This is a genomic window from Micromonospora sp. KC721, from assembly GCF_004348355.1.
Lineage (GTDB): Bacteria > Actinomycetota > Actinomycetes > Mycobacteriales > Micromonosporaceae > Micromonospora.
Genome location: NZ_SMJY01000111.1, coordinates 1 through 20,302, shown reverse-complemented (window position 1 = coordinate 20,302; position 20,302 = coordinate 1). Strand labels below are relative to the sequence as shown.

The following is a 20,302-nucleotide window of genomic DNA, read 5'->3' as shown; positions in this document are numbered from 1 at the left end:
CCGCCGCGGCCGCCCGCTGCCAGCCCGGGCGACGGCAGGGGCTCCCGTCAGGTGCGCAGGCTCCACTGCTGGTTCGCGCTGCCGCTGCACGACCAGAGGACGATCTTCGTACCGTTCGCCGTTCCGCCCGCGGACGCACTTAGACACAACCCCGACTGCACCCCGGTGATGGTCCCGTTCGCGTTCACGTTCCACTGCTGGTTCGCCTGACCACTACAGTCCCAAATGATCACCGCGGTGCCGTTGCTGGTTCCGCGACCGGACGCGTCCAGACACTTGTTCCCGTACACCACCAGCTGCTTACTCGAGGTGTAGGTCCACCGCTGGTTCGACCCACCCCAGCAGTCCCACAGCTGCAGTTGGGTGCCGTTGGTGGTGCTCTGCCCCGGAACATCCAGGCACCGGCCCGAGCCACCACCGACGATCCCCACGCTCGGCTGGCCACCGGGACTGCCGATGCTGCCCGCCACCGACCGCAGGGCGGCGTACCAGGTGGCCGCCATCTTGTCGTAGCCCCCGGCGGTGGGGTGGACGCCGTCGATGAGGTCCGCCGTGGTGAGCGCGCTGTGCATGTCGACCAGGTGGACACGCTTGCCGGCCGCGACCTTGTCCCGGACGATCCCGGGTATCGCCGCGTTGAACGTGCGGGCCGCGTTGTTCTGGCCGGCATTGGCCAGCGGGATGATCTGGGCGACGAACACGTCGGCGCCGGGGACCGTGTTGGTGATGCGGTCGATCAGTGTGGACAGTCGCCTCGGCGCCCCGGGCAGGTCGTAGTTCTGCAGCACGTCATTCGTGCCGATGTGCAGCAGTACGGTGCGCGGCTGGTAGGTGCTGAGCCAGCCGTTGATGCGCGCGTCGATCTGGTCGATGCGCCACCCAGGGTGGCCTTCATGGTCGTGGTCGCCCAGGTTTCCGGGTCCGTTGAACTGCGATCCGACGAAGTCCACCGTGTACCTGTCGTTGGTGACACGTCGCCACAGGCCGATCCGGTACCCCCCGGGCACCTGAGTGCCCTCGGTGATGGAGTCACCGAGCGGCATGACCCGGGTACCACCGTTGGATTCGGCGCTGGCGACGTCGGATCCGGTCACCGCGCCCAACGCGAGCGCGGCGGTGAGGGTGGTCAGGGCGGCCAGCCACCTCAGCTTCGTTTTCATGTGTGCCTTCCCGGCCAATCGGCCCTTCGATCGCGACGCTCACTCACGGACTGTGACCGGAATGTGGACGAAGCGTTTCGTGTCATGGAATTGAGTTATAGCCCTCGATCTATCTCCTGTCCAGGGAGGTCATGGGTTCACCCAGGTGACTCCTCGGGGTCCCGGCGATCGCTCCCTTGCGCCCAGCCGCAAGACCTTTCGGACATCCGATCCCGTGGTTAGGATCCGGTGGCACACGGAGCGATCGACGTTCGTCGGCGTGCCGAGGGCTTTACCGACCCGGCCGGCGGCCGGCGCCTGTCGCCCGCTCGCGGGCACGAATCGGATGTCTCTGGGTGGGGAGTGCCAATGCTCAGGATTGACGCGCACCACCACGTGTGGGACCTCGACCGCCGGGCGCAGCAGTGGCTCGGAGAAACGCGGATGGCCCCGATTCATCGGTCGTTCACTCTGGACGATCTGGCGGAGTCCGTCGCCGAGGCCGGAATCGACCACACCGTCCTGGTGCAGGTGCTCGCCGACATGGACGAGACCGCGGAGTTTCTTGCCCTGGCGGCCGGCAGCAACCTGGTGGCGGGCGTGGTCGGCTGGGTCGACCTGACGGCCGACGGTATCCGCGACACGCTCGCGGCGTTGCGGGCCGGACCCGGCGGCGAGCGCCTCGTCGGTCTCCGGCACCTCGTCCAGGCCGAAGCGGATCCCGCTTGGCTGAACCGGGCAGAAGTTCGCCGTGGGCTGCGCGCGGTGGGTCACGCGGGGCTCTGCTACGACCTGCTCACGCTTGCCCATCAGCTACCCTCCGCCATCGACACGGTGCGGGCGCTACCCGAGGTCACCTTTGTCCTGGACCACCTGTCCAAGCCGTTGATCGCCACGGGCGAACTTGAGCCGTGGGCCACCCGGCTGCGTGAGCTGGCGGCGGAACCGAATGTCTACTGCAAGTTGTCCGGCATGGTCACCGAGGCGGACTGGCGTTCGTGGACCGTGCCGGGGCTGCGCCCCTACGCGGAGACGGCACTGGAGGCGTTCGGCGCCGGGCGCGTGATGTTTGGCTCGGATTGGCCGGTGTGTCTGCTCGCCGGGTCCTACGCCAAGGTGGTCGCCGCTGCCGAGGAGCTGACATCTGGGCTGACCCGGCCGGAGCAGGATCAGGTGTTTGGTGGCACCGCCGTGCGCGCCTATCAGCTCGACCTGCCATAGCCGTGCGGCGGAAAGGTTGTGCCCGCGCCGGCGAAGCTCGCCTCGAGCTGAGAAACTGCGCGCCTTTGGCCGCGCAGGCGGGCAGGAAGGCCCACCGCACCGGCGGGTGACTCGACCTTCCGCTGATTTGACGATCAGGGCTGCTGGAAGGTGCGCGTCCTGCAGATCCCCTGGTCCAGGTAGCCCTTCACGCGGGTGACGTGTCCGTTGGCGGCGTCGGTGTGCCAGCGCCCGGAGAAGTGGACGCCCATACGAACCCAGGCAGCCCCGGCCTTGTACGGAGATCCGCGCTCCACCGTGTTGAGCCAGGTCATCCGGCCCTCGTAGCAGTCCTGCCAGACCGCTGGCGGCGCAACCGGCAAAGGCCGCGAACACGGCCGCCCAGACGGCGGTCGCGAGCACGGGGCACCACCGGCGGCGCAGGTACAAGGGGGTCATGTCGGCGCTCTCCCTCAGCCGTTCCAGCCCGTCCGACCGTGAGTGGTCCAAAGGAGCGGAAAGGTTGCCCGCCACACCGGGAAATTTCAGAAGCCGCCGTTCACTGACGGGCACGCGGGCGCCGACCCCGGGCAGGCCACCGCTCCGATCTGACTACGGAACGTAGCTAGGAGATCCCATGTATCGAAAGCTATCAAGTCGTTCCCGCTGCGCCACACACCCATCACCACAGGTGAGGATGTTCGCTGCCGAGCATAAGGAGCGCAGACTGGACAGGAGCAACGGCCTGGGACTATAAATCAGTCCCATGACAGGCAACGCGGTGTCACAGCGCACGCGCATCCGCGACGAGCAGCGAACCGGTTGGCCGCGACAACTCGCGCCGACAGCCGGCCCTCCCGCGCACGGCCTCAGCGCGTGAACCGTCAGCATCCACCACGCTGGTGAGGGCCGGCGGGCGCGACGACGCCTTCCACTCCTTCTTCGAGTCGCACCACGCCGATCTGGCCCGTCTGGCGTACCTCGTCACCGGCGAGCCGGAGGTGGCCGACGACCTCGCCGCCGACGCGCTGCTGGAGGTATGGCGGCACTGGGACCGTGTCGCTGCCGCCGACAGCCCGATCGCGTACGCCCGTGGCGTGCTCGCCAACCTGGCCCGCAACCGGATCCGCAGGCTGTCCCGGGAACGGCGCGGCCTGCTCGGCGTGGGCCTGCTGTGGCGGGACCGGACGCAGGACGTGGACGTGCCCGTGGTCGTCGACGTGCGTGAGGCGCTTCGCCGGCTGCCGTACCGGCGTCGGGCGTGCGTGGTGTTGCGGTACGCGTTCGACCTGTCCGAGCGGGAGACGGCGCGTACGCTCGGCATCTCCGTAGGTACCGTGAAGAGCCAGACGTCGCGCGGGGCGGCCCAGTTGACCCGGTTACTCGGCGGCCCGCCGGCATCGGCGGGTGACGGCACGCCGTGGCTGGCTCCCGCTTCGCGGGCCATCGTTCCGCCCGGCCCGTCGGGAAGGGGGAGCTGATGTCGTCGGATCCCATCCGCTCCGCGCTTCGCGCGGCCGCGGCCGCTCACCAGCCGGACCGCGTGGCCATGCTGGCCCGGATCCAGCGCGGCCAGGCGGCTGACCGGTCCAGCGCGCCCCGCTCCACCCCTCGGCGCACCGCCGCGGTCGCCGGAATGGCGGCGACCGTGGCCACGGTGCTCGGGCTCAGCGTCGCCGCGACCTGGGCCGCTGTCCGCGACGAAACACCTCGGGAACCCGTGCCCGCGGCCTCGGTCACGGTCTCCCCCACCCCGACCGCGGCCTCGTCCCCCTCCGCCACGCCTGCCGCGAGCACCGCTGCCGGGGCGGTGCCGGACCGTGGCGCTACCGGCCGTCCGTCGTCCGCTGCTCAGCCGCCTCGTTCCCCGGGGGCGTCCCCAGGCAGGGCCTCCGTCCAGCAGGGCTTCCTGTGGTCCAGCAGTGCCGTCGACCCGCACAGCATCGACAACTGGGCGCAGAGCAACGTGACCCTGAGGAACAGCGAGGCCGTCACGGCGCTCCAGCTACACGTACGGATCGCACGCACCACGGACGTGACCAGCACCGGAGCCTGGAGCACGGTAGGGGCCGACAAACTGGTGATCAGCGTGGAGCAGCAGCCGGACGCGCTGGTCTACACGTTCACCCTGAAACCGGGAGTACGCCTGGTGCCCGCCGATCACATGTTCGCGGTGCAGTACGGCCACGCGACGGGCGGCAGGGACCCGAGCCGCGACAGCTACGAGGCCAGCGCGACCGCCCTCGGCGGTACCCGAGCCGAAGTGAACGGCGGCTTCTGACTTCTCGCTGCGCAACCACACCGGCAGGGACGGCAGCCCCAGCCCATAATCCCTACGTACCGTAGTCCCTCCTGTCGACCGTTTCCCGTCCTCGAATCATGGTGTCGCGGGCCGCATCGGGTTTCCCGCCTGGTCCTGCTTGTGCAGGGCAGCTGCGGACCCGCATCAGACTCGGCCGGACATCGGATTCCAGGGTCGGGTAAGCGACCCGGCGGCAACGGGCGACACCGGACCTCTGGAGCTGGTAGAAGCCCTCCGTCCGCACTTCTCGCATCGACCGAACGGGCACTGCTGGAAGAACTTCCCGCAAAATGGTTATGGAACCGATCCCAACAGCGTCATATTGACTTCTAATGATTTTTTGGCGCATCCTGAATGAAGCAAGCGACGAGATCAGAACGCATCGGACGTGACGCTGCGTTACCGCCTGGCGAACCTGGCTGCCCGTCGCGGCTGACGGCATGAGGGCCTGACCGGCACCCACGTACACCTTCGGCGCCCAGGCGCAACCCGCCAGTCGGCCCGCGGCTCCGGCGCGTCCAGATCGTCCACAGAGCATCGGAAAGGGGGGGCCATGCGAACGGGCATCTGGCTGATCGGCGCGCGCGGATCGGTCGCGGTCACCGCCACGGTCGGCGCACTGGCGCTTCGGGCACGGCTGGTCGAGTCGACCGGATGCGTCACCGAACTGCCCGGGTTGCGGGCGGCCGGGCTGCCTCGCTGGTCCGACCTCGTCATCGGCGGCCATGACATCGTCGCCACCCCCGTGGTCAAGAAAGCCGAGGCGCTGGCGGCGGCCGGTGTGGTGCCGGCCCGGCTCGTGGCCGCGCTCGCCGACCAGCTCGCCGCCCAGGAGGACGACCTGCGTCCGCTGCCCGATGGCCCGACCCAGGCCGACACGGCCACGCTCATCGCCGACGACCTGGCCGCGTTCCGGCGACAGCACGAACTCGCCCACGTCGTGGTCATCAATGTGTCCACCACTGAGCCGGCACCCGCGCCGCACCCGGCGCACGGCAGCCTGGCCGCCCTGCGGTCCGCCCTGGCGACGCCTGAGCCCGTGCTGCCGCCCAGCGCGCTCGCCGCGTATGCCGCGTTCACCGCCGGCTGCGCGTACGTCGACTTCACGCCATCTGCCGGGGCCCGCCTGCCGGCGTTGGACGAGCTCTCACGGGAGATGGGTGTACCGTACGCCGGCAACGACGGCAAGACCGGCGAGACGCTGGTCAAGTCGGTCCTCGCCCCGATGTTCGCGCTTCGCAACCTCCACGTGCTCACCTGGTCGGGCATCAACCTGCTCGGCGGCGGCGACGGTGCGAACCTCGCGGACCCGGGCCCCAACGCCGCCAAGGTGGCCAGCAAACAGCGGGTGCTCCGCGACGTGCTCGGCTACCAGCCGCAGGGCACCAGCCGCATCGACCACGTCGAGGGGATCGGCGACTTCAAGACGGCCTGGGACCTGATCACGTTCGCTGGCTTTCTCGGCACCGGCATGCGCGTCGAGTTCACCTGGCACGGCTGCGACTCCGCGCTCGCCGCACCGCTGGTGCTCGACCTCGCGCGGCTCACCGCCGCCGCGCACCGGGCCGGCCGCCGCGGGCCGCTGCCCGAGCTTGCCTTCTTCTTCAAGGACCCGCTGGGTGCCGCGCCGTCCGCGCTGGGCGAGCAGTGGGCCATGCTCACCATGCTCGCCACCGAGTTGTCCATGGCGGAGCAGTGATGAGACCTGGCGCGCTGGCCGACCTCGTCCGTGCGCCGGCCGCGCTGTCGGTGCCCGGCGACGTGGTGGCCGGTGCCGCCGCCACGGGCGTGCTCGACCGGCGAACCGGCGGCCTGGCCAGCGCGTCGGTCTGCCTGTACTGGGCGGGCATGGCGGCCAACGACTGGGCCGACCGCGCACTCGACGCGGTCGAGCGGCCTGAGCGACCGATCCCGTCCGGACAGGTACCCGCCCCCGTCGCACTCGGCGTGGCGGCCGGCCTCACCGCCGTCGGGCTTGCGATCTCCGGGGCCGTCGGGGGTCGGCGCGCACTGGCCGTGGCCGGCCCGCTCGCCGCCGCCGTGTGGGCGTACGACCTGTGGGCCAAGAACACCGTGGCTGGTCCGCTGGCGATGGCTGCCTGCCGGACACTCGACGTGCTGCACGGGGCCAGCACCGGCCGCATCGTTCGGGCGATTCCGGCTGCTCTCACCGTCGGCGTTCACACGTACACCGTCACCGCGCTGTCGCGGGGCGAGGTGGGCGGCACCCGGCCCGGCGTCGCCGCCGCCACGCTCGCCACCACCGCCGCGGTGGCCGCGACGGTGGCCCGCCCGAACGCTGCTGCCCCGGCCGGCGCTGCCGCGTCGGTGGCCAGGCTGCTGGCGGTCGACTACGCCCGCCGGTACGGACGGGCCCAGGCCGGAGTGCTCGGCGACCCAGCGCCGCCTCGGGTGCGGGCCGCGGTGGGCGCCGGCATCACCGCGCTGCCGGCTCTGCAGGGCGCCCTGACTGCCCGGAGCGGCGCGATCCGGGCCGGTCTCGCCGTCGCGGCCGCCGCTCCCCTGGGCCGGGCCCTGGCCCGGTGGATCTCGCCGACATGAACGGGCTCCGGTTCGGCTACGGCACCAACGGCTTCACCAACCACCGGCTGGCGGACGCGCTCGCCGTGATCGCCGACCTCGGCTACGCCGGGGTCGCGCTGACCCTGGACCACGCCCATCTCGACCCGTTCGGCCCCGCCCTGGCCCGGAAGGTGACCCACACGGCCGACCTCCTGCGCGATCTGGGCCTCGGGCTGGTCATCGAGACCGGCGCACGGTTCCTGCTCGACCCGTGGCGTAAGCACGCGCCGACCTTCCTGCACGACGAGCGCGCGCGCCGGATCGACTTTCTCCGCCGGGCCGTGACGATCGGTGCCGACCTGGGTGCCGAGGCGGTCTCCTGCTGGGCGGGGGTACGGCCGGCCGACGTGGACGAGTCGACCGCATGGGCGCGGCTGGTCGACGGCGTTGCGGAGGTCGTCGCGCTGGCAGCCGACCGGAGCGTGCCGATCGGGTTCGAACCAGAGCCGGGCATGCTCGTCGAGGACATCGCCGGGTGGAAAAGACTGCGGGCCGAGCTGGGCGCGCCGGCCGCGTTCGGACTCACCCTCGACGTCGGGCACTGCCGGTGCCTGGAGCCGGTGGGCGTACCCGAGTGCGTGGCCGACGTGGCAACACACCTGGTGAACGTCCAGATCGACGACATGCGCCGAGGCGTACACGAGCACCTGGAATTCGGCGCCGGCGAGATCGACTTCCCGCCGGTGCTGCGCGCCCTGGCCGACGGCGGATACCGCGGGTTGGTCGCGGTGGAGTTGCCCCGGCACTCCCACGCGGCACCGGAGGTCGCGCGGCGCTCGCTGGCGTTCCTACGGACGGCGGAGGCCCACGCCGTGGGCCTCCAAGGGGTGCCGCATGACGGCTGACGGGTGTCCCGGGGGTGCTGGCTGATGCGCCTGCGGCATCGTGACGGCAGCGTGGTGCACCTGTCCTACTGCACGAATGTGCACGCCGCCGAGGACCTGACCGGGATCCTCGCCCAACTCGACACGTACGCCCTGCCGGTCCGGCGCCGGCTCGGCAGCGCGGTGCTGGGGCTCGGACTGTGGCTGGCGGCGCCGGCCGCGGCAGAGCTGGCCGCCGACCGGGCCGCGCGGCGGCGGCTGCGGAGGGAGCTGGCCGCGCGCGAGCTCGAGGTGGTGACGCTCAACGGGTTCCCGTACGCGGCGTTCCAGGCGCCGGTGGTCAAGTACGCGGTGTACCGGCCGGACTGGACGGAGCCGCAGCGTCTGCGGTACACACTGGATCTGGCGACCGTCCTGGCCGACGTGCTGCCCGCCGACGCGGCCCGTGGATCGATCTCCACGTTGCCGTTGGCCTGGCGCGAGCCCTGGACACCCGAGCGCTTTGACGCGTGCCGGCGATCCCTGTCCATGCTGGCCGTCGAGTTGGCGGCGCTGGAGCGGCGTACCGGCCGCCTGATCCGGGTCGCCGTCGAGCCGGAGCCGGGATGCGTGGTCGAAACCACCGCGCAGGCCGCCGCCATGCTGTCCGGCGTGGACACCCGGTACCTGGGGGTGTGCCTGGACCTGGCCCATCTGGCAGTTGCGTGGGAGGAGCCGGCGGCGGCGCTGGCTCGGCTGCGCTCGGCCGGGCTCCCCGTGGTCAAGACACAGCTGTCGGCGGCGCTGGAGGCAGCCGATCCGGTTCGGGACGGCGACGCCCTGCGCGGCTACGTCGAACCGAGGTTCCTGCACCAGGCGCGGAGCCGCGACGGCCGGTCGGCTGACGACCTGCCCGAGGCGCTGTCGTGGGGGACGCCGACCTCCCCGTGGCGGGTGCACTACCACGTGCCGTTGCACGCCGCGCCGATGCCGCCGCTGCGTGCGACGACGGGTGTGCTCACCGACGCGCTGCGCGAGTTGCTCGGTGGGGCGGAGGCCGCCTGCGACCACCTCGACGTCGAGACGTACACCTGGAACGTGCTGCCGCCGCGGTCCCGGCCTGACGGCCCAGCGCAGCTCAGCGCCGGGATCGCGGCCGAGCTGGCGTGGGCCCGGGACCGGCTGACCGACCTCGATCTGAAGGAGCTGCCGTCGTGACGCCCGTCATGGTGCTGGACGTCGTCGGTCTCACGCCGCGGCTGCTCGAATTCATGCCCCGGCTGCGCGCGCTGGCCGCCTCGGGTTGGCAGGCCCCGCTGGGCACGGTGCTGCCCGCCGTGACGTGCTCCGTGCAGTCGACCTTCCTGACCGGCGAGACACCGGCCGGGCACGGGGTGGTCGGCAACGGCTGGTACTTCCGCGACCTCGGCGAGGTGTTCCTGTGGCGGCAGCACAACGGGCTCGTCGGCGGGGAGAAGGTGTGGCACACCGCGCGGCGGCACCGGCCGGAGTTCACGGTGGCCAACGTGTGCTGGTGGTACGCGATGGGCGCCGACGTCAACTGGACGGTGACCCCTCGGCCGGTCTATCACGCCGATGGGCGCAAGGACCCCGACTGCTACACCGACCCACCGGGGCTGCGCGACGACCTCACCGCGGCGCTGGGCACCTTCCCGTTGTTCAGTTACTGGGGGCCGGGCGCCGGTGTCGCGTCGTCGGCGTGGATTTGTGCGGCGGCGCAGCGGATCCGGACGGCGCACCGACCCGACCTCACCCTCGTCTATGTCCCCCACCTGGACTACGACCTGCAGCGCCACGGCCCCGACGCGCCGCAGGCCGCCGTCGCCGCCGCGGAGCTGGACCGGGTGATGGCGCCGCTGCTGGACTCGGCGGGCGACGCGACGGTCGTGGTGCTCTCCGAATACGGCATCACGCCGGTGTCGCGCCCGGTGCACATCAACCGCGCGCTGCGGGCCGCGGGTCTGCTGCGGGTCTACACCCAGGCCGGCATGGAGTACCTGGACCCGTGGACATCGCGCGCGTTCGCGGTCTCCGATCACCAGGTGGCCCACGTGTACGTCCGTGAGCCGGCCGACGTGCCGGCGGTGGCGAAGATCTGCGCGGGTGTGGCCGGCGTGGCCGAGGTACTCGACACGGAGGGCAAGGCCGCGCACGGGCTGCACCATCCACGGGCCGGGGAGCTGGTGCTGGTCGCCGAACGGGAGGCGTGGTTCACCTACTACTACTGGCTCGACGAGGCCCGTTCTCCCGACTTCGCGCGTCTGGTGGAGATCCACCGCAAGCCCGGCTACGACCCGGCCGAGCTGTTCCTCGACCCGGCGAACCCGCAGGCGGCCAAGGCCCGGGCGGCCGTGGCCCTGCTGCGGAAGAAGATCGGCATGCGCTACCTGATGAATGTCGTGGGTCTCGACGCCGGTGCCCGCGCGGTCCGGGGCTCCCACGGCCGGCTCCCCGACGACCCCCGCGACGGTCCGATGATCATTTGCTCCGACCGGGCGCACGCCCGGTCGGCCGTCGCCGCCACCGAGGTACGGGATCTCCTACTGGCACTGTCCGGCATCCCGACCTGATCGCCGGCGCCCATGACCGCGACCCTGGGCACTGACTTCTTGACGTCGACCATAGTTCGCTCACGTCATCCCGGAGTACCAGGCAGCCGGCACCGGTCGCTAGTTGTTGGGCCCGTTGACGATCCAGGACAGGTTGAACCGCCGCCAGACGATCGCCCGGTGCGAGCGGGGGTCGCTGCCGTGCTCGTAGAAGTCGGTCTCCACGAGGGCCCCGATCTTGTAGTCGTCGGTCTTCGTCATGCTGGAGTAGCCGCCCTCGTCCCCGACGCCGGAGATCGGCACGTCGCTGAACTCACGGCCGTAGGTGAACCTCCGGGCGTCGGCGTCGTAGCTGATCCGGACGCGCATGGCGCGGCGGCTGCCGGTGGACGCGGAGTTGAGGAAGAGGGTCCGGGCCGGCGCGTCGATGTTGTACGCCAGGACCGAGGCCTGGCACTCCGGGTCGGGCAGCCCGGTGTCGTCGGCGAACGAGCCGAAGCTGGTCAGCGTGCCCCGGGCGACCCGCCGGTAGCTGCCGGAGTTGGGCCTGTCGTTGCGGTACAGGTTGTCGTCGGGAGTCTGGGCGATCGTGCCCTCGTTGTTCGTCTCGCTCAGCCGTTGGTAGCGCCACTGCCGCTGCCCGTCCGAACGCAGGGTGCCGATGATGTTGCGGCCCCGCGCGGGCACCACCAGTTCGCCGGAGCGCATCCTGATCCCGTTGCCCGGGCCCACCGCGTCCCAGGCCCAACCGCTCGGCGTGAGGTCGGCGGTCATCTTCACCGGGGTCGTCCAGCTGGCGCCGTCGTCGGTGCTCCTGCTCAGGTAGAGATGCCGCCGACCGGCCTCGGTGGAGTCGATCGGCTTGGTGCGCGACCCGTCCGGTAGCAGGTCGTTCCCGGACGGACTGCGATCGCCGGCGTTCCAGGACATGAAGAGATAGACGGTGCCGCCGTCGACCACCGGCGTGGGGTTGCCCCAGGTGCCGGATCCCGACCCGACCACCTCCTTGAGCGGCTCCCAGTCACCGGCCGCCGCACCGTGGTTCGTGGCGGTCTCGGTTCGCTTGTACACGAGGTTGATGTCGCCGAAATCGGCATTGTTGTAGCGGCGACCCTCGGCGAAGGCCAACAGTCGCCCGGTGCTGGTTTTCACCACCGCCGGGATGCGGAAGGAATGGAACCCGACACCGCTCGCCAGCCGGTCCGGGTTGGGCATGTTGGCGCTGCGGAACAACGGGAATCCGACGTGGTACTGGGCAGCCGAGCCGGCGGGATCCTCCACGGCGGCCGACGCGGTGTCGTGCGGTGCCGCGACCGAGGCCGCGACGGTGGTGAGGCAGGCCAGCCCCAGGGCTACGACTCGTTTGGCGATCAACGGGTACTCCTCACCCTTCGACATGTGTCGGGCGGGACAGTAGCCAGTCGACATGAATCATGATCAAACAACCGGACAAGGCCGGGTTCCCGTCCCGGTCGGACGGACCGTGTCACGAATGTCAGGTCCTCGGCACCAGGCTTCGGCGCCGTAGCGTCAGCCGCCGTGCTGGTACTTCCCTGTTCCCGCGTTCGGGTCGGCTGCGCCGGGCGGTACGGACGAGCCGGCCGCGGACCTGCTCGGCATCGGGGTGGCCGAGGTCGTCGAGGATGCGCAGGGCCCGCTGCCAGGTGCGCACGGCGCCCGCCCGGTCACCCAACGAGTATCGGCTGTCACCGAGCCTGGTCAGGGTCTCTGCCTCGTCGTACCGTTCGCCGATCTGGATGAACAGGTTCAGCGCCCGGTGGTAGCAGCGGATCGCCCGGCGGTGGCGGCCGAGACGGTCGTGAATGAAACCGAGGCTGTCCCAGGTGTTCGCCTCGCCGTGCCGGTCGTCGGTTCGGCGCAACAGCATGAGCGCCCGCCGGCAGCGCTCGAGCGCCGGTCCGTACTGGCCGAGTTGGGCGTGCGCCCAGCCGATCCCGTTCTGCGCGCTGGCCTCCCCTGACAGGTGGCCGGCGGCTCGATACAGATCCGCGGCCCGTTGTACGTGGTACAGGACCTCGGTGTGCCGACCGAGCCGATCCAGCATCGCGCCGAAGGCCCGATGGGTACGCGCCTCCCCGGTGAGGTCGTCAAGTTCACCGAAGAGCTTCAGTGCCGCGCGGTAGTGGTCCTCCGCCGCCTTCGGCTCGCCGACCCGGGCCAGCACACGGGCGAGGTCGCGGTGGGCGTTCGCCTGCCCGGACGGGTCGTTCGTCCGCTGCGCCGCGACCAGGGCGGCCCCCTGCGAGGCGACCAGGTCGCACCAGTGGCCCCGGCGTTGCAGGAAGTCCACCAGGGTGTGGGCCAGCCGCCAGGCATGCCCCTCGAACCCGCTGCGCTCCGCATGGGCGACCGCCGCCAGGAGAACGCGGTACTCCGTGGTGAACCAGGCCAGCGCGTGGTCGTGGTCGGTGATCGCCTCGGGTGTCACCCCGTGGTGGACGGCGTCCAGCGGGACCGGATCCCAGCCGGGTTGCAACAGCAGTGCGGCGGTGTGCGCCGTGTGCAGGTAGTGGTCGAGGCCGCGCTGGACCGCCGCGCGGTGGGTCTCGGGCGGGTCGGTGCTCTCGGCCAACTCGGCCGCGTACCCGCGCAGCAGGTCGTGGGCGCCGAACCGGCCCGGCGCGTGTTCGGTGACCAGGTGCGCGTTGGCCAGCTCAGCCAGCAGCCGGTGCACCTGGCCCCGGGGCAGCCCGGCCAGGCTGGCGGCGGCGGCAATCCCGATGTCCGGCCCTGGATGGCAGCCGAGCAGCCGGAACAGGCGCGCGGCCGGCGCGGTGAGACTCCGGTACGACCAGGAGAAGACCGCCTGCACGTCGGTACCGGCGTCGCCGCTGTCGAACGCGTCGAAGAGGCGTTGCGTCTCACGCAGCTCGGCGGCGAGGGCGGTCAGGGGAAACGCGGGATGGGCCATCCCTCGGGCGGCGACCACGGCCAACGCGAGCGGCAACCGCGCGCACCGCTCGATCATCTCGTCCACGGCCCACGGTTCGACCGTCAACCGGTCGGCACCGAGGCGCCGGGCCAGTAACTGCCGTGCCTCACCGACGGTGAGCAGGTCCACGGTGATCGGTCGGGCCCCCTCGGTGGCGACCAGGCCGGCGAGGCGGTTGCGGCTGGTCACCAACGCCAGGCAGCCCGGGCTGCCGGGCAGCAGGGGGCGGACCTGGTCGACGTCGCGGGCGTTGTCCAGCACCACCAGCATCCGGCGGCCGGCGAGCAGGCTCCGGTACAGCCCTACCTGCGCGGGCAGGTAGGTGGGGATGCGTTCGGGCGGTACGCCGAGGGCCTCGAGGAACCCCCGTACCGCCTCGGCGGGCGTCATCATCGAGCCGGTGGGGTCGAAGCCCCGCAGGTTGACGTAGAGCTGACCGTCCGGGTACCGCTCGGCGACCCGGTGCGCCCAGTACACCGCCAGCGTCGTCTTACCGACCCCGGCGGTGCCCGAGAGCACCACGCTCGTCGCGGCTGGCTTACCCGAACCGTCTGCCCCGGCGGTGAGGAGCCCGATGTCACCGCCGCACTCGGCGTCGAGCTGGGCCAGTTGCGCGGCGCGACCGACGAAGCTGCCCAGAGCCGGCGGTAGCTGGTGCGGCACGGCATCCGACGCCCTGACTGCCCCTGCCGCCACACCGCTCGCCTGAGCCGGCGCGACCTCGGTTCGGCCGTGGCCGTCGGTCGGATTCGTCTGCCGTCGACCTTCCTCGACCCGGTCACGTGCGGTGGCCAGCGCCCCTTGCTCGGCTCCGGTGGCACCGAGCAACCCGGTCAGGATGTCGAAACGCTCGGTCGAGGGCAGGATGTTGCCCGCGAAGTACTCCCCGATGACCCCGCGTGACCAGCCGGTCTTCACCGCCAGCTGCCGGTACGTCAGGGGGGTTCCGCCCTGCTGCCGAGCGTGACGGCGCCGGAGCTGGCGCAGCAGCCCGGCCAGGTCACGCACCGTCCGCACCTCGGCGGCCTCGCGGATCACGGCGAGCGTGGAACGGGATTCCTCGGACGTCCGGTGGAGCGTCTGTCGGGCGTCGTGACGTACCCGTTGTTCGGACATGCGGCCTCCACGTGCTGGCCGCCCGACGGCTCGGGCGTTGACACCCGGGAGGGTAGATCATCCCCTTCGGGCATCGACAGCGATCGACCGACATCCGTCAGTCCACACAGGACCCTACCCAACGCCCGCCGCCCGGCCAATGGCATTACCGGGCCGACCGCTGAGGCCGGACTGCCCAACCCTGAACGCGCTCGCTCCGCCCACCCGGCGTCCAGCGCCGTCCAGCCGGGTCCAGTACCGCGCCCGATCAGCCGGAGCGCGTGCCACCGTTCCGGGGCGGGCTCGGCCCGTCCCAACAGACCGGGGAAGGAGCACCTCATGAAAAAACGGCACATGGCATCGCGAGGGCCCGTGGCGGTACCGCGCGACCGAGAGAGAGGGCCCAGGCCGAAAGCCCCCCGACCCACGCGACGCAGGGTGGCGGCCCTCGCCGCGCTGCTGGCCGCCATGCTGGTCGGTGCCGGGCTGACCGCCTCGCCGGCACAGGCGGCACTGCCCTCCGGCACCGGCTGGTCGGGCTCGTGGAACTACCGCGGCGTCGACACGATCGACGTCGCCGGAACGCTGCCGGGCGTAGAGCTGATCGGGACTGCCAGCGACACGTTCGGCACCCGGGCGCTCTTCGGCACGATCATGGACACCGCCAACGACAACCGGTGTGCCCGCGTGCACATCTACTCGACCTCACACCAGGCCTACGTCGTCGACAAGCAGGCATGCGGGGCCGGAAGCGGTACGCCCTTCATGGCAACCAATCTGACTGGAGGCCTGTTGGTGATCATCCAGCGGGTGACTCCCGGCACCACCACCGCCGACAAGGGCCACTACCTGACCATCCCGGGTTCTGCTGACGACGCGGACCTGCGCAGCGCAGGCACCGGCGCGAGTTGGTCCTACTACGCCCCGGACGCGTTCCAGTACTCGGTCGTCCGCAGCGGGGTGAAGCTCACCGGCTACGGCTCGCACAACTCGCTCGACCAGCGGTCGTCACTAAACACCGTGGAGAAGACCGTGACCAGCGCGGGCTGCGCCTCGGCCAGCGTCAGCGCCGGCGTCACGAAGGTCAGCGGATCGACGTGCGCCAACGGTGGCGCGGACCACTTCGCCCACTTCGAACTGGGCGGCACTCTGGTGGCGAACGCCTGCTACCAGCCGACGGGCGGAACCAAACGGTGCAACCTGCTCCACCTGCCGGAGCCCTGGTAACCCAGCGAATCGTCGGGGGTGGCATCCCTGGTGCCGCCCCCGACGGCCACTACGCGATCCGCAGGTGCCGGCGCTGGCGCAGCCGCACCGCGGCGGCCACCACGACCGACAGGGTGAGGACGACCGCGACGGCGATCCCCTGGGTCAGGCCGCGGGTCAGATAGCCGCTGTCGGTGTGGTCGACGGCGTACGTGCCGATCTCCCGGCTGAACCAGAACGGCAGGGCTCGGGTGGCCGTACTCGCCGGATCCATCACCATCTGCAGGCCGACCACGGTGAGCAGCACCAGCGTGCCCTCAAGTTCGCGCGGCAGCACCGCGCTCAGCAGCAGACCGAACGGAACGGCCACGGCCACGGTCAGCACCATGATGAGGGCGATCGCACCGTACCGGACGTCGTGCTGGTCGACGAGGATGAGCACGAAGTACGGCGCGCAGAGCAGGGCGCCGACCGCCCAGAGGGCGAGCAGCCGCCCGAGCACCAGGTGCATGCTGCGGTAGCCGGAGAGCCGCAGCCGGGGTTCCATGCCGCGCGCCGCGCTGCCGGCGAAGAGCGCCGCGGTGCTCAGCGCCCAGCCCAGGCCGAGACAGACGAAGCGAATCGACTGGCCGAGGTGGTCGCCCCGCCGGCTCAGGTAGAAGGCCAGTGGAAACAACAGGAGGATGATCAACACGGTACGGCGACGCAGTAGTTCACGCAGGGCGCTCTCGGCCACCACGAGGATCCTGGTCATGCGGTGCGCTCCCGGGAGGCGGTCAGGTCGAGCACGATGTCGACACGGTCGAGCTGGTTGAGCAGGTGGGTGACGACCACGATGGCCTTGCCGGCGTCGCGCCAGCGCCACACCTCGTGCCAGAAGTCGAGGTAGGTGCCCCGATCGAAGCCCTGGTACGGCTCGTCCAGCAGCAGCACGTCCGGTTCCCCGAGCCGGGCCAGCACCAGGTTGAGCTTCTGCCGGGTGCCGCCGGAGAGGTGCCGCGCCTGGGTGCGCGGGGGTGTCCAGTCCAGCGCGGCGGCTCCCGCGCGGCCGGCCCGACGGGCCGCCGCCCGGTCCAGGCCCCGGCCCGCGCCGATCAGCACGAAATGCTCATCGGGGTCGAGGAACTCGGCCGTGCCGCCGTCCTGGGGGCAGTAGCCGAGTGCGCCGTGCACCTGGACGGTGCCGGCGTCCGGGCTCAGCAGGCCGGCGCAGATCCGCAGGAAGGTGCTCTTGCCGGCACCGTTGGCCCCGACCACCGCCGCGATCTGCCCCGCCCGTACGGTCAGGTCGACGCGGTCCAGAACGGTCTGTCCCCGATAGCGCTTCGTGATACTCCGGGCCGCGAGCCGCACCGGGCCGGGGTGGCGACGCGGTGGGCGCACGTCGGGGCCGCCGAGGCTGTCAGCGACCGCCCGGGCGTACACCTCCGGCGGGCCGAAGACCCGCAGGGGCGACTCACCGCTCTCCGCCAGATGGGTGGCCGCCTCGGCGACGACGTGGCCGGTCAGGTCGGGCCCCACCCCGTGCCGGCGCAGCTCGCCGGTGAGGGCGGCGAGCCAGGCGTTGTCCTTCACCGCTTCGGCTCCTCGCTCAGTATCGCGCCCACGCTCGCCGTGAAGGCGCTCCAGTCGATGACGGCCGCGTGCAGCGCCGCGCTGCCGGCCGGGCTGATCCGGTAGTACTTCCGGGCAGGGCCCGTCTCACCCTCCCGCCAGTGGGCGGTGAGCAGGCCGGCACGCTGCAACCGCAGCAGCACCGGGTACAGGGTGCCGCCCTGCACGGTGCCCAACCCGTAGGTCCGCAGCGCCTGGGACAGCTCGTAGCCGTAGGACTCACCCCGACTCAGGAGCGCGAGCACGCAGAGATCGAGCACCCCGCGCAGCCACTGCGCCCGCCGTTCCTGGTTCATCCTGGGCCACCCGGACCCGCTGGACAGATCACGGCAACAATCTAGCGCCGCCATCTAGATAGCACAACAAGTTAGCTGGGGACGGTGTCCCATCCGCATCCATCACGGCCGCGCTGTCAGCGACCCGCGGAACACGCTCGCCCACTCGATGGCGTACCAGGACGTCCACGCCGTCATCGTCAATGTCCCCGGTGCCGTGGTGATCGAATTCGAGCAGATCGGGACAGCGCTGCGACGAAGGGCGCGAGCCGTGCGGCCAACAACCAACGACACCGAGTACGGCGAGCCGTTCAACAAGGCGTTCGACCAGATCCGCTCCGGCGTCGACACCGCCGTCGGCACGTTCAATCGGATCGTCAAGCAGGTGAACGACTGCAGGTAGCTCGCGCCTCGGCGGCGTTTCCGATCACCGCACTGCTGACGTGTTCACCGTAGGCCCTGCGGTTGACAGCCGCCGTACCGGACCGTCGCCAGACGGCGGTGAGGGGAGAGCGTCCAGGTAAACGCCCTCCCCATATCCGCCCCGACGGCCAGCTAGTAGCAATACAAGCTGCTGGCGCGGCTGAGGATGTACCAGTCAGCCTGTCCGTGCCCGGTCCGAGTGGTGTAGCACTTCTTCTTCGGCCACTTCCAGTGGCATGCCACCCAGGTGCCGTTCCCCTTCTTGTTTCCCTTGTTGTTCTGGCACACGTACTGGTTGCCGCTACCCTTCCAGCTTCCGAGCTTGAAGTAACCGTCGGCCTTGTCGCTTCTGACGTACATGGTCCTCCGGTCGAGCCGGATACACATCGTCGCCGCGATCTCACCGTTTCCGTAACAGATTATGTTCTTGCTGTTCGCACCGTCGAACACCTTCGAGTGCGACACAGCCTTGCCGGTCTTCCAATACAGCTTCCCGGCGGATGCCGGGGATGCGAATCCGGTCACGAGGCCGAGAGCCAGGACCAACCCCATCACGACCGAGCGAATTTTGAACACTAAAGATTCCCCCTTTCGGTACCGTCTACTTGCGACAGACTCTGCAGCGCGGACGGACCACGGTCAATGAATAGTCAATCGACTTGAGGAAATCTTGCGCTTTCTCCGGTTCGGGCCGTATGTCGAAATAAATGCCTAACCGACAACCCGGGCGCGACCCGTGGCCTCGCACCGTCGAAGAAAGGCCGTCAGCTAGGGCCAGTGGCGGGTGACCCTCTCCGCCACGGAGGCCACCAGGAGGGGATCCCGCCGAGCCCGGGCCAGCAGGAGAGCGCCTTCGAGGGCGGCGAGCACCATGCACGCCTCCGCCTCGGGGTCGTCCGCGACCGCGTCCCGCTCGATCAGCTCGGCAAGTTGCGCCACCCACCGGCCGTACCCCTGCCTCACCGCGTCGTACACCTGGGTGTGCTCCGGGCCCGCGTCGAGGGTCGAGCTCGCGAGCGCGCATCCGCGCTGAAAATCCGAGTCGTCCAGCCGTGCCGCCAGCACGGACGCGAACGACCGCACCGCGGCGGCGGCGTCGGGGGCATCGACGATCACCGTCGCGATAAGGTCACTGACCGCAGCTGCGCGTACCCGCAGCGCGCAGGCAACGAGTTCCTCCTTGCCGCCGGGAAAGTGAAAGTAGAGCGAGCCCTTGTTGGCACCGCTGCGCTGAAGGATCTCCGCCACCCCGATACCGGCGTATCCCCGCAACTGGAGGAGGTCGCCGGCGACGGCGACGAGGCGGTCTCGCGTCGGCAGGGCACGCAGGGCGGCGGCGTCGATCGCCGCCGAAACCGTTTCGGGCATGGACCCCAACCTACCTCTTGACCAATCGGTCAACCAGATGCGAGTTTGGGTGCCACCCCACCCCGACATCCCCTCGTGAGGAACCCGATGACGCCGAACGCCTCCCCCGTGATCGAGGAAGACGCGCTGATCGACGCCGACCCCGACGATGTCTGGAGACGTGTCGCCGACCCGAGGGCCATGAGCCGATGGAGTCCACAGGTGTTGCGGACACGGGTGACGACCCAGGGGCCGGTCGGTGTCGGAACCCGCATGCGTAACCTCAACCGGGGCGGCCTTCTCCTGTGGACAACACACGCTCAGGTGGTGCGCTTCGACCCCGGCGTCGAGTTCGCCATCAAGATTCGGGAGAACAGAACCGTCTGGTCGTACCGCGTCGAGCCGGTCTCCTCGGGCACGTCACGCCTGGCGATCCGGCGCGAGACCCCCGACGGCGTCAGCCGGATCGCCCTGCGTCTGGAGCGACTGTTCTGGCGATCCGTCCCCCGCTTCGAGTCACGCCTACGCGCCGGCATGAGAACAACCCTCTCCCGGATCAAACGGGAATGCGAGCGCACAGCTCACGCCCGCGACTAGGGCGTGTGTCGAAGTCGGTCACAGCCACTCGTTGATGGCCGCGAGGTGGATCGTGGCCTCGTACCGGACGGCCAGCTTGTCGAAGCGCGTGGCCACGGCCCGGTTGCGTTTGAGTCGGTTGATGCCGCACTCGACGGCGTGACGTTGCTGGTAGATGTGCGGGTCGAAGGCTGGCGGGCGTCCGCCCTTGGATCC

The 20,302-nt window shown here is 70.6% G+C and carries 20 protein-coding genes and 1 pseudogene; 11 read left to right on the top strand and 10 right to left on the bottom strand.

All coding sequences use genetic code 11. The features are described from left to right. Nucleotides 1–47 precede the first annotated feature (47 nt). Nucleotides 48–1,160 carry a ricin-type beta-trefoil lectin domain protein gene (locus E1182_RS18945; RefSeq protein WP_132267112.1) on the bottom strand — a complete coding sequence of 371 codons (1,113 nt, stop codon included), beginning with the start codon at nt 1,158–1,160 and terminating at the stop codon, nt 48–50. 228 nt (nt 1,161–1,388) lie between these two features. On the opposite strand from E1182_RS18945, the gene E1182_RS18940 reads away from it, so the two are divergent. After that, complete coding sequence (locus E1182_RS18940) at nt 1,389–2,360, top strand: amidohydrolase (RefSeq protein ID WP_243706303.1); 972 nt, start codon at nt 1,389–1,391, stop codon at nt 2,358–2,360. A gap of 134 nt (nt 2,361–2,494) precedes the next feature. Here the strand turns inward: E1182_RS18940 and E1182_RS18935 are convergent, their stop codons facing one another. Next, nucleotides 2,495–2,674, bottom strand: coding sequence for a hypothetical protein (locus E1182_RS18935; RefSeq protein WP_207921444.1), 180 nt, complete (start codon nt 2,672–2,674; stop codon nt 2,495–2,497). A 567-nt stretch (nt 2,675–3,241) separates the two neighbouring features. Here E1182_RS18935 and E1182_RS18930 point away from each other — a divergent pair. The 7 genes from E1182_RS18930 to E1182_RS18900 all read left to right on the top strand — a co-directional run bounded on the left by E1182_RS18930 (nt 3,242) and on the right by E1182_RS18900 (nt 10,618). Then, nucleotides 3,242–3,820, top strand: a complete 579-nt coding sequence (locus E1182_RS18930; protein ID WP_132267110.1) for a SigE family RNA polymerase sigma factor — start codon at nt 3,242–3,244, stop codon at nt 3,818–3,820. After that, the gene (locus tag E1182_RS18925; protein WP_132267108.1) at nt 3,820–4,620 is read left to right on the top strand and encodes a hypothetical protein; all 801 of its coding nucleotides are present in this window, start codon (nt 3,820–3,822) and stop codon (nt 4,618–4,620) included. The genes E1182_RS18930 and E1182_RS18925 overlap by 1 nt, the downstream gene beginning before the upstream one ends. Nucleotides 4,621–5,194: 574 nt before the next feature. Then, entirely contained in the window at nt 5,195–6,340 is a 1,146-nt protein-coding gene (locus E1182_RS18920; RefSeq protein WP_132267106.1) for an inositol-3-phosphate synthase, read from the top strand. Continuing rightward, nucleotides 6,340–7,203 (top strand): SCO3242 family prenyltransferase, encoded by an 864-nt coding sequence (locus E1182_RS18915; RefSeq protein WP_132267104.1) that lies wholly within the window; start codon nt 6,340–6,342, stop codon nt 7,201–7,203. Before E1182_RS18920 ends, E1182_RS18915 begins: the two co-directional genes overlap by 1 nt. Next, the gene (locus E1182_RS18910; RefSeq protein ID WP_132267102.1) at nt 7,200–8,069 is read left to right on the top strand and encodes a sugar phosphate isomerase/epimerase; all 870 of its coding nucleotides are present in this window, start codon (nt 7,200–7,202) and stop codon (nt 8,067–8,069) included. Before E1182_RS18915 ends, E1182_RS18910 begins: the two co-directional genes overlap by 4 nt. Nucleotides 8,070–8,093: 24 nt before the next feature. Next, nucleotides 8,094–9,245 (top strand): metabolite traffic protein EboE, encoded by a 1,152-nt coding sequence (gene eboE / locus E1182_RS18905; protein WP_132267100.1) that lies wholly within the window; start codon nt 8,094–8,096, stop codon nt 9,243–9,245. Between the two features lie 8 nt (nt 9,246–9,253). Next, the gene (locus E1182_RS18900; RefSeq protein ID WP_132267114.1) at nt 9,254–10,618 is read left to right on the top strand and encodes an alkaline phosphatase family protein; all 1,365 of its coding nucleotides are present in this window, start codon (nt 9,254–9,256) and stop codon (nt 10,616–10,618) included. A 99-nt stretch (nt 10,619–10,717) separates the two neighbouring features. On the opposite strand, the gene E1182_RS18895 is transcribed toward E1182_RS18900, so the two are convergent. Together E1182_RS18895 and E1182_RS18890 are read right to left on the bottom strand one after the other, a co-directional pair. Continuing rightward, the gene (locus tag E1182_RS18895) at nt 10,718–11,971 is read right to left on the bottom strand and encodes an exo-alpha-sialidase (RefSeq protein ID WP_207921443.1); all 1,254 of its coding nucleotides are present in this window, start codon (nt 11,969–11,971) and stop codon (nt 10,718–10,720) included. Between the two features lie 121 nt (nt 11,972–12,092). After that, nucleotides 12,093–14,666, bottom strand: a complete 2,574-nt coding sequence (locus tag E1182_RS18890) for a tetratricopeptide repeat protein (protein ID WP_132267096.1) — start codon at nt 14,664–14,666, stop codon at nt 12,093–12,095. A gap of 417 nt (nt 14,667–15,083) precedes the next feature. On the opposite strand from E1182_RS18890, the gene E1182_RS18885 reads away from it, so the two are divergent. Continuing rightward, nucleotides 15,084–15,872, top strand: coding sequence for a hypothetical protein (locus E1182_RS18885; RefSeq protein ID WP_132267094.1), 789 nt, complete (start codon nt 15,084–15,086; stop codon nt 15,870–15,872). A 49-nt stretch (nt 15,873–15,921) separates the two neighbouring features. Here the strand turns inward: E1182_RS18885 and E1182_RS18880 are convergent, their stop codons facing one another. Genes E1182_RS18880 through E1182_RS18870 form a run of 3 tightly spaced genes read right to left on the bottom strand, consistent with a single transcriptional unit; the run spans nt 15,922 to nt 17,761 of the window. After that, complete coding sequence (locus tag E1182_RS18880; RefSeq protein ID WP_132267092.1) at nt 15,922–16,605, bottom strand: hypothetical protein; 684 nt, start codon at nt 16,603–16,605, stop codon at nt 15,922–15,924. Continuing rightward, nucleotides 16,602–17,426: an ATP-binding cassette domain-containing protein gene (locus E1182_RS18875; protein ID WP_132267090.1), complete on the bottom strand. Its 825-nt coding sequence runs from the start codon at nt 17,424–17,426 to the stop codon at nt 16,602–16,604. The genes E1182_RS18880 and E1182_RS18875 overlap by 4 nt, the downstream gene beginning before the upstream one ends. Beyond that, nucleotides 17,423–17,761 carry a PadR family transcriptional regulator gene (locus E1182_RS18870; protein ID WP_132267088.1) on the bottom strand — a complete coding sequence of 113 codons (339 nt, stop codon included), beginning with the start codon at nt 17,759–17,761 and terminating at the stop codon, nt 17,423–17,425. The genes E1182_RS18875 and E1182_RS18870 overlap by 4 nt, the downstream gene beginning before the upstream one ends. Before the next feature lie 148 nt (nt 17,762–17,909). Between E1182_RS18870 and E1182_RS18865 the strand changes: the two genes are divergently transcribed. Then, the gene (locus E1182_RS18865) at nt 17,910–18,143 is read left to right on the top strand and encodes a hypothetical protein (protein ID WP_132267086.1); all 234 of its coding nucleotides are present in this window, start codon (nt 17,910–17,912) and stop codon (nt 18,141–18,143) included. Between the two features lie 152 nt (nt 18,144–18,295). On the opposite strand, the gene E1182_RS18860 is transcribed toward E1182_RS18865, so the two are convergent. Then, on the bottom strand, nt 18,296–18,739 hold the full coding sequence (locus E1182_RS18860) for a hypothetical protein (protein WP_132267084.1): 444 nt from the start codon (nt 18,737–18,739) through the stop codon (nt 18,296–18,298). A gap of 192 nt (nt 18,740–18,931) precedes the next feature. Then, nucleotides 18,932–19,531: a TetR/AcrR family transcriptional regulator gene (locus E1182_RS18855; RefSeq protein WP_165942658.1), complete on the bottom strand. Its 600-nt coding sequence runs from the start codon at nt 19,529–19,531 to the stop codon at nt 18,932–18,934. A gap of 87 nt (nt 19,532–19,618) precedes the next feature. Between E1182_RS18855 and E1182_RS18850 the strand changes: the two genes are divergently transcribed. Continuing rightward, complete coding sequence (locus E1182_RS18850) at nt 19,619–20,107, top strand: SRPBCC family protein (RefSeq protein ID WP_132267079.1); 489 nt, start codon at nt 19,619–19,621, stop codon at nt 20,105–20,107. Between the two features lie 18 nt (nt 20,108–20,125). On the opposite strand, the pseudogene E1182_RS18845 reads toward E1182_RS18850, so the two are convergent. Beyond that, a pseudogene (locus E1182_RS18845) lies at nt 20,126–20,302 on the bottom strand (IS5/IS1182 family transposase); the annotation flags it as partial.